Genomic DNA, 8882 nt, shown 5'->3' with positions numbered 1-8882 from the left:
GCATGACGCCAAGCTGGCCTTCCAACTGCTTGATGCCGGCCGACAGCGTCGGCTGCGTGACGCCGCACACCTCCGCCGCCCGGCCGAAATGCTCCTCCCTGGCGAGCGCGATGAAGAATTCCAGCTTGTCGATCATGTGATCTTTCCGGTCGTTCGCTGCAAGGTCGGGGAAATTGTGCTCTACCGCAAGCGCCACGCACAATTGCCCTGCATCCACACCTTTAAGCCGGCTACCTGTTTCCCGCGGCTGAATGCGGCGCTATGTGGATGAAACTGGGAGATCGACCATGCTGGGCTGGTTCCGCAAGCTTTTGCCGCGCGAAGATCGCTTCTTCGACCTGTTCGAACGACATTCCCGCACCGTGGTCGGCGGCGCCGAGGCGCTGGAGCAGCTTCTCCAGGGCAGGGATATCGATCTCTGGTGCCAGAAAATCATCGATCTCGAAGATGAGGCCGACCACATCACCGCGGAAGTCCTGCTGGCGGTACGGCGCTCCTTCATCACGCCTTTCGATCGCGGCGACATCAAGGACCTGATCCAGTCGATGGATGACGCCATCGATATGATGCACAAGACGGTCAAGACGGTGAAGCTGTTCGAGCGCAAGGAGTTCGATCCGCTGATGCAGGAAATGGGTGGCGTCATCGTCGCCGCCGCCAAGCTGGTGGCCGAGGCGATCCCGCTGCTCAACAAGGTCGCAACGCATACTGTGCGCCTCAACGCCATCGCCGAAGAGGTGATGCGCGTCGAAAGCCGGGCCGACGACCTGCACGAGCAAGGGCTGAAGGATCTCTTCAGGAAGCACGGCAGCAGCGATCCGATGGCCTATATGATCGGCAGCGAGATTTATGGCCAACTGGAAAAGGTGGTCGACCGCTTCGAGGACGTCGCCAACGAGATCAGCGGCATCGTCATTGAGAATGTCTAGGTGATGGAAGCAACCATTGCCTTTCCCGTGCTGGCCGGCCTCGTCGCCGTCGCACTGTTCTTCGACTTTCTCAACGGCCTGCACGACGCCGCCAATTCCATCGCCACCATCGTTTCCACCCGCGTGCTGCGGCCGCAATATGCGGTGCTGTGGGCGGCATTCTTCAATTTCATCGCCTTCATGTTCTTCGGCCTCCACGTTGCCGAGACCGTAGGCAAAGGCATCGTCGACGTCAGCATCGTCACCCCGGCGGTGATCTTTGCAGCCCTGGTCGGCGCCATCGTCTGGAACATCGTCACCTGGATCGCCGGCATCCCTTCGAGCAGCTCGCATGCGCTGATCGGCGGCCTGGTCGGCGCCGGTGTGGCGAAGGCAGGCGTGGGCGCCATCGTTTGGACCGGGCTTGGCAAGACGGTCGCGGCAATCGTCTTGTCGCCAGCGACGGGCTTTATCCTGGCGCTCGTCCTGGTTCTCGTCGTCTCGTGGCTCTTCGTGCGCCAGACGCCGTTTGCGGTCGACAGCACCTTCCGCGTCATGCAGTTCTTTTCCGCCTCGCTCTATTCCCTCGGGCACGGCGGCAATGACGCCCAGAAGACCATGGGCATCATCGCCGTGCTGCTCTATTCGCAAGGCATGCTCGGCGCGACTTTCTACGTGCCGCTGTGGGTGGTCCTCACTTGCCAGTCGGCACTGGCGCTCGGCACCCTGTTCGGCGGCTGGCGCATCGTCCACACCATGGGCTCGAAGATCACCCGGCTGAACCCGATGCAGGGTTTTTGCGCCGAAACCGGTGGGGCGATCACGCTGTTTGCGGCGACCTGGCTCGGCGTTCCCGTATCGACCACCCACACCATCACCGGCGCCATCATCGGCGTCGGCGCCGCCCGCCGCGTCTCGGCCGTGCGCTGGGGCATTGCCGGCAACATCGTCATCGCCTGGATCGTTACCTTGCCGGCCACCGCTTTGATTTCGGCGCTCACCTACCTCGCGGTTGGCCTGGCGAGGTGAGGTGAAGAAATCTACCTGTCCACAAGGTTCAGGATGTTGCCGTCTGGATCCTTGAACCAGGCAACTTTCATTCCGTAACCGACGTGGAGATCGCCCTCCAGCGTCAAGCCCGGCATCTGATAGTGCTCGAAGGCGACGCCCTTCGACTTCAGCTCCTTGACGATGTTGCCGATCTCGTCGCCAACCATCCAGGTCACCGCTGTCGCCTTGTTGGTTCCGGCAAATTGGGAATGATAGACGTTGAGGGTGGTATCGCCGCTTTTGTACACGATCAGTTCGCCCCCCTCATCCTGCACCTGTTTCAGGCCAAGCGTTCCTTCGTAGAAAGCCTTGGCCTTTGCCAGATCGCTTACCGCCAGATTTGCCGTTGCGTTGCTGTTTGCGAGCATAATCGCCTCCTTCTCGGCTTGTCGGTCCCGTGCTGGTCGTTGAAATAGGTCGCTGCGATCGTTTGGCGACTGTCGGCTGGATTGATTGCTGGCCGCATCGGCGCTCGCTTATCTGGAGGACGTTTGGCGCGGATGAAATCCGGCAGGACCCGCCGGTTTTTCAGGCACGCCAAGACAGCCATTGCTCCACGGCTTGGTTCTGTCCGGAAACTGCATTATCTCAGGTGCAAGCTGCATCTCAGGCGCAAGCTGCGTAAGGAAAAACTGCCATGTCCGTCACCAAGGAAATCGTCACCGAGCGTCTGAAGACGGTCAACGGGCCGGATTTCACCGGCAACATCGTCGACCTCGGCATGGTTTCGGAAATTTTCATCGCCGACGGGAAGGTCTTCTTCTCGATTACCGTTCCCGCCGCCCGCGCCCAGGAAATGGAGCCGCTGCGCGCCGCTGCCGAGCGTGTCGTCAAGGCGATCCCCGGTGTCGCCGGCGCCGTCGTCGCGCTGACGGCGGAGAAGAGGGGCGGCGGCATGGAGGCGCCGGTTCCATCGCGCCCCGCACCCAGGCCCGTTCCGCCGGCTGCGCCCGCTGCCGCCGCGCCGCGTGCGGCTCCGCACGCGCCGGCCTCGCACAGCTCGGGCAAGCGTGGCGTGCCCGGTATCGAAGCGATCATTGCCGTTGCTTCCGGCAAAGGCGGCGTCGGCAAGTCGACCACCGCCGTCAACATCGCGCTCGGCCTCGCCGCCAACGGCCTGCGCGTCGGCGTGCTCGATGCCGACATCTACGGCCCGTCCATGCCAAGGCTGCTCAACATCCACGGCCGGCCGCAGACCGTCGACGGCAAGATCCTGAAACCGATGGAGAATTACGGCCTGAAGGTGATGTCGATGGGTTTCCTCGTCGACGAGGAAACGCCGATGATCTGGCGTGGCCCGATGGTGATGTCGGCACTGACGCAGATGCTGCGTGAAGTCGAATGGGGTCGGCTCGACGTGCTCGTCGTCGACATGCCGCCCGGCACCGGCGACGCGCAACTGACCATGGCCCAACAGGTGCCGCTGGCTGGCGCCGTCATCGTCTCGACGCCGCAGGACCTGGCCCTGATCGACGCGCGAAAAGGCCTCAACATGTTCAAGAAGGTCGACGTGCCGCTGCTCGGCATCGTCGAGAACATGAGCTATTTCATCGCCCCGGACACCGGCAAGCGCTACGACATCTTCGGTCATGGCGGGGCGCGGCGCGAGGCCGAGCGCCTTGGCGTCACCTTCCTCGGCGAGGTGCCACTCGAGATGGGCATTCGCGAAAGCTCGGATGCCGGCACGCCGGTTGTCGTCTCCAAGCCCGACGGCGCCGAGGCGAAAATCTACCGCGACATCGCCTCGAAGGTCTGGGACCGGGTTAACGAAGAGCGTGGTGCTGCGGCAGCGGCGGTGCCGAGTATTGTTTTCGAGTAGCTTGTTCGGTAGCCGCCGCTCTGCAGCCTAGGCCGCGCCGACCTTCTCGCCGAAGCTGGAAAAAAACTGTCCGGCCAGTTTCTTCGAGGTCGATTCGATCAGCCGGCTGCCGAGTTGGGCGATCTTGCCGCCGACATCGGCCTTGGCCGCGTAGTTCAATATCGTGGCGTCGGGTCCATCTGCCGTCAGCGTCACGTCGGCGCCACCCTTGGCGAAGCCTGCAATGCCGCCCTTGCCTTCGCCCTGGATGGTGTAGGAGTGCGGCGGCTTCAGGTTCTTCAGCGTCACTTCGCCGTTGAACGTCGCCTTGATCGGTCCGATCTTCACCACCACGGTTGCCGCCATCTCGGTCGGCGACTTCATCTCCAGGCTCTGGCAACCGGGAATGGTCGCCTTCAAGACCTCGGGATCGTTCAGCGCTTCCCACACTTTTTGCAGCGGTGCGGCAATGCGCTCCTCGCCTTCGATCACCAAAGCCATGAAAACCTCCCGGACAAGACTGTCCGAACCCGTAACGCACGGCTTGGTGCGTGTCTATCGCACCAAAGTCCGGTTGCGACCGCACGCCCTCTTGCCTGCTCCCGCGCGTTGCCATATCGATTTGTCTTACAAATACGGAGACCATGATGGCAGGCGCCCCCACCCATAAGAAAAAATTTCGCTCGCAGGAGTGGTTCGACAATCCCGACAATCCGGGCATGACGGCTCTCTATCTCGAGCGCTATCTCAATTACGGCCTGACGCGCGCCGAACTGATGTCCGGCAAGCCGCTGATCGGCATCGCCCAGACCGGCTCGGATCTGTCGCCCTGCAACCGTCATCATATCGAACTGGCCAAGCGTGTGCGCGAAGGCATCGTCTCGATGGGCGGTATTCCGTTCGAGTTCCCCTGCCATCCGATCCAGGAGACCGGCAAGCGCCCGACCGCAGCGCTCGACCGCAACCTTGCCTATCTCAGCCTGGTCGAGGTGCTTTACGGCTACCCGCTCGATGGCGTCGTGCTGACCATCGGTTGCGACAAGACGACGCCGGCGCTGCTGATGGCAGCGGCCACCGTCAACATTCCGGCGATCGCGCTGTCGGTCGGGCCGATGCTCAATGGCTGGCACAAGGGCAAGCGCACCGGCTCCGGTACCATCGTCTGGGAATCACGCCAGCGCCTGTCGGCCGGCGAGATCGATTATGACGAGTTCATGGACATCGTCGCCTCGTCGGCGCCGTCCACCGGCTATTGCAACACCATGGGCACCGCCACCACGATGAACTCGCTGGCCGAGGCGCTTGGCATGCAGTTGCCGGGCTCGGCCGCCATTCCCGCGCCCTACCGCGAGCGTGGCCAGATTTCCTATGAGACCGGAAAACGCATCGTCGAGATGGTGCATGAGGATCTGAAGCCGTCCGACATCATGACGAGAGAGGCTTTCGAGAACGCCATCGTCGTCAATTCGGCCATTGGCGGCTCGACCAACGCGCCGATCCACCTCAATGCCATCGCCCGCCACCTTGGTGTCAAGCTCGACAATGACGACTGGCAGACGGTCGGCCTCAATGTGCCGCTGCTGGTCAATTTGCAGCCGACGGGCGAATATCTTGGCGAGGACTACCATCATGCCGGCGGCGTGCCGGCGGTCATTGCCGAACTGATGAAGGGCGACCTGTTGCCGCATCCCGGCGCACGCACCGTCAACGGCAAGTCGATCGGCGAGAATAGCGAGGGCGTCGCCAACGAAAACCCCGACGTCATCCGCTCTGTCGCCAAGCCGCTGAAGGCCAATGCCGGCTTCATCAACCTCAGGGGCAATCTGTTCGATTCGGCGATCATGAAGACCAGCGGCATCTCGCCCGAGTTTCGCGAGCGCTATCTGTCCAATCCTAGGGATCCCGAGGCTTTCGAAGGCAACGCCATGGTTTTCGACGGGCCGGAGGATTACCACGCCCGCATCGACGACCCGGCGCAAGGCATCGACGAACACACCATCCTGTTCATGCGCGGCGCCGGCCCGGTCGGCTATCCCGGCGGTGCCGAGGTCGTCAACATGCAGCCGCCGGCCTATCTCATCAAGAAGGGCATCCACGCGCTCGCCTGCATCGGGGACGGCCGCCAGTCGGGCACGTCGGGTTCGCCGTCGATCCTCAACGCCTCGCCGGAAGCGGCGATCGGCGGCGGACTGGCGCTGCTCAAGACGGGCGACCGGGTCCGCATCGACTTGCGCAAGGGCACGGCCGACATCCTCGTCACCGACGACGAGATCACCCGGCGCCGCGCCGAACTGCAGAACAATGGCGGCTTCCACTATCCCGAGCACCAGACGCCCTGGCAGGAGATCCAGCGCGGTATGGTCGCGCAGTTTTCGGAGGGAATGGTGCTGAAGCCGGCGGTGAAATACCAGGATGTCGCGCACACCAGCGGTGTCCCCAGGGACAATCATTGATTCTGGATCGACGGATGGCGGCTTGATCAAATCAGGCCGCCGTCGGTTTTCCGGTCAGCGTGTTGCATCGCGGCCGGGTAGGTCGAGAACGGCCACCGTCCTTGACAAGCGCGCCCAACAAATCCACCATCATGACAAGGGGTGCATCGCGACGACCCCGTGAGGCGTCAGCCCAACGTTCGCGTCCAAGCTTCTCTTTTCAGGAGGTGGACGCCATGCCGTCAACAACCGCTATCACCGTACCGCAATTGTCCCGGCTCATAGGTCTGCCGGGCGCCCCAGTCGTTGTCGATGTTCGCATAGATGAAGATTTCGACGCCGATCCGCGGCTGTTGCCGGCGTCGTGCCGTCGCGATTTCAAAACCGTTTCAACCTGGGCGGCCACGTTCGCCGGCAAGCCGGTGGCCGTCGTTTGCCAGAGGGGGCAAAAGCTCTCGCAAGGCGTGGCCGCATGGCTGCGCCATGAGGGGATATCAGCTGAATCTCTCGAAGGCGGGTTTGAGGCCTGGCGCGATGCCGGAGGGCTTTTGGCCCGCACCGCCAAGATGTCGCCACGCAATGAAAAGGGCGCCAACGTCTGGGTGACGCGATCGCGCCCGAAGGTCGACCGCATCGCTTGCCCGTGGCTGATCCGGCGTTTCGTCGACCCCGACGCGGTGTTCCTGTTCGTCGAACCCGCTGAAGTGTTGGCTGTTGCCGACCGCTTTCAGGCCGTGCCGTTCGACATCGACAATGTGTTTTGGAGCCATCGCGGCGAGCGCTGCACCTTCGACACGATGATCGAGGAGTTCGGGCTGGAATCCGCGGCGCTCGATCGCCTCGCTGCAATCGTGCGGGCGGCCGACACTGCAAGCCTTGACCTGGTGCCTCAGGCGGCCGGCTTTCTGGCTGCCTCGCTTGGTCTGTCGCGTATGTACCGCGACGATCTGGAACAACTGGAAGCAGGCATGCTGCTCTACGACGCGTTCTTCCGCTGGTGTCGCGACGCCACCGAAGAAACGCACAACTGGCCGGCTGCGGGTAAGCCGTCGTGACCGCTCTTGTCCCGGACAATAAGGCGGGAACCGTCCCGGTGCCGGCTGCACCGACCTTCACCGAGGCCGTGAAGGTCTGGGCGAAAATCGGATTGCTCAGCTTTGGCGGTCCGGCCGGGCAGATCGCGCTGATGCACAAGGAACTGGTCGAGGAGCGGCGCTGGATCGGTGAGCGGCGTTTCCTGCACGCGCTGAACTACTGCATGCTGCTGCCTGGCCCGGAAGCCCAGCAACTCGCCATCTACATCGGTTGGCTGCTGCACAGGACGGCCGGCGGCCTTGTCGCCGGCATCCTGTTCGTCTTGCCGGGCGCGCTCGTCATGCTCGCCTTGAGCAGCCTCTACGTCCTCTATGGCGACGTGCCGCTTGTCGCGGCGCTGTTTTTCGGGGTCAAGGCGGCTGTGCTTGCCATTGTCGTCGAGGCGGTGGTCCGGATCAGCCGGCGTGCCCTCAAGAACCGGGTCATGGTGTCGATCGCGGTCGCGGCGTTCATCGCCATCTATGCGTTGAATGTGCCCTTTCCGCTCATCGTCCTGCTAGCCGGCCTGACGGGATGGCTGGGGGATCGCATTGCTCCCGCCCTGTTTTTCGGCTCGGCCCATGGCAAGGACGATGTTGCCGACTTCAAGGGAGCGGTCGACCTGATGTTCGAGCGTGGCGAACTGGCCCATGTCAAACCGACCAGATGGCATGCACCGCGCACCGTCGCGATCTGGCTGCCGCTCTGGCTCGGGCCTGTTCTTTTGATCTGGTGGTTCACCGGCTCTGCAAGCGTCTGGACCGAGATAGGCCGGTTCTTCAGTCTCATGGCTGTCGTCACCTTCGGTGGCGCCTATGCGGTCCTCGCTTATGTCGCACAGGCAGCCGTCCAGTCCTTCGGCTGGCTGGTGCCGGGTGAAATGGTCGATGGCCTTGGGCTCGCCGAAACCACGCCAGGGCCGCTCATCCTGGTGCTGCAGTTCGTCGGCTTCATCGCCGCGTTCCGCCATTCCGGCTCGCTGGACCCGTTGGTTGCCGGATCGCTGGGGGCTTTGCTCACTCTGTGGGTGACGTTCACGCCTTGCTTCTTCTGGATATTCCTCGGTGCGCCCTACATCGAGGCCTTGCGCGGCAACAAGGCACTGTCGGCCGCACTGGGCGCGATCACCGCCGCCGTTGTCGGGGTAATTATGAATCTGGCCCTATGGTTTGCCTTGCACGTCATCTTCCGTGAGGTGCACGCAACGGGCCTTGGCATGAACGTGCCGGTGCCTTCGTCGATCGACTGGCGCGCGGCCTTGCTTTCCGTGGCCGCCATGGTCGCCATCCTGAAGCTGAAAGTCGGCATGCTGCCGACACTCGCGCTATCCGCCCTTGCAGGGATCTTGCTGGCGGCGGCTGGTTAGACAGCACCGCCTTTGCAATCCGCTTGCCCACCACCTAAGTGGGCTGGAAATGGAAGGAAACATCATGGCCGGACGGCGATCTTCCCTCGGCTTCCTCGGAGTGTTCGGCCGTTCGGGCGACTTGAGGCAGCTCGACGATGCATTGCGCGGCGCCGATCTGCATCCAGCCCTTGTGCCGGAGGGCGTGAAGCTTACCCTCGTCAATCTCATGAAGGATCGCTGGCCCGACGAGCCGCCACCGGGCACCTATGCGT

At 63.0% G+C, this 8882-nt stretch carries 9 protein-coding genes and 1 pseudogene; 7 read left to right on the top strand and 3 right to left on the bottom strand.

Annotation, left to right across the window (positions count from 1 at the left end):
* Nucleotides 1-136: LysR family transcriptional regulator (locus EN879_RS14220; protein ID WP_127274105.1), on the bottom strand; the 136-nt coding region annotated here is incomplete at its 3' end.
* A gap of 151 nt (nucleotides 137-287) precedes the next feature.
* On the opposite strand from EN879_RS14220, the gene EN879_RS14215 reads away from it, so the two are divergent.
* Nucleotides 288-929, top strand: coding sequence for a DUF47 domain-containing protein (locus tag EN879_RS14215; protein ID WP_013528009.1), 642 nt, complete (start codon nucleotides 288-290; stop codon nucleotides 927-929).
* Between the two features lie 3 nt (nucleotides 930-932).
* The gene (locus EN879_RS14210; protein WP_013528008.1) at nucleotides 933-1937 is read left to right on the top strand and encodes an inorganic phosphate transporter; all 1005 of its coding nucleotides are present in this window, start codon (nucleotides 933-935) and stop codon (nucleotides 1935-1937) included.
* 11 nt (nucleotides 1938-1948) lie between these two features.
* Here the strand turns inward: EN879_RS14210 and EN879_RS14205 are convergent, their stop codons facing one another.
* Complete coding sequence (locus tag EN879_RS14205) at nucleotides 1949-2326, bottom strand: VOC family protein (RefSeq protein ID WP_063169927.1); 378 nt, start codon at nucleotides 2324-2326, stop codon at nucleotides 1949-1951.
* Between the two features lie 269 nt (nucleotides 2327-2595).
* Between EN879_RS14205 and EN879_RS14200 the strand changes: the two genes are divergently transcribed.
* Complete coding sequence (locus EN879_RS14200; RefSeq protein ID WP_063169928.1) at nucleotides 2596-3777, top strand: Mrp/NBP35 family ATP-binding protein; 1182 nt, start codon at nucleotides 2596-2598, stop codon at nucleotides 3775-3777.
* Nucleotides 3778-3804: 27 nt separating this feature from the next.
* Here the strand turns inward: EN879_RS14200 and EN879_RS14195 are convergent, their stop codons facing one another.
* A complete protein-coding gene (locus tag EN879_RS14195) occupies nucleotides 3805-4257 on the bottom strand; it encodes a carbon monoxide dehydrogenase subunit G (protein ID WP_013528005.1) in 453 nt (150 codons plus the stop codon).
* Between the two features lie 146 nt (nucleotides 4258-4403).
* Between EN879_RS14195 and EN879_RS14190 the strand changes: the two genes are divergently transcribed.
* The 4 genes and pseudogenes from EN879_RS14190 to EN879_RS14175 form a co-directional block, all read left to right on the top strand.
* Nucleotides 4404-6209, top strand: coding sequence for an IlvD/Edd family dehydratase (locus EN879_RS14190; protein ID WP_013528004.1), 1806 nt, complete (start codon nucleotides 4404-4406; stop codon nucleotides 6207-6209).
* A gap of 215 nt (nucleotides 6210-6424) precedes the next feature.
* A complete protein-coding gene (locus tag EN879_RS14185; RefSeq protein ID WP_063169929.1) occupies nucleotides 6425-7243 on the top strand; it encodes a chromate resistance protein ChrB domain-containing protein in 819 nt (272 codons plus the stop codon).
* A complete protein-coding gene (gene chrA / locus EN879_RS14180) occupies nucleotides 7240-8628 on the top strand; it encodes a chromate efflux transporter (protein WP_063169930.1) in 1389 nt (462 codons plus the stop codon). Before EN879_RS14185 ends, chrA begins: the two co-directional genes overlap by 4 nt.
* A gap of 64 nt (nucleotides 8629-8692) precedes the next feature.
* A pseudogene (locus tag EN879_RS14175) lies at nucleotides 8693-8882 on the top strand (hypothetical protein); the annotation flags it as partial.

The sequence above is a fragment of the Mesorhizobium sp. M7A.F.Ca.AU.002.02.1.1 genome (assembly GCF_003998535.1).
GTDB lineage: Bacteria > Pseudomonadota > Alphaproteobacteria > Rhizobiales > Rhizobiaceae > Mesorhizobium > Mesorhizobium ciceri.
Note: the sequence above shows the minus strand (reverse complement) of the source record. Positions and strands in the feature narration are given on the sequence as shown.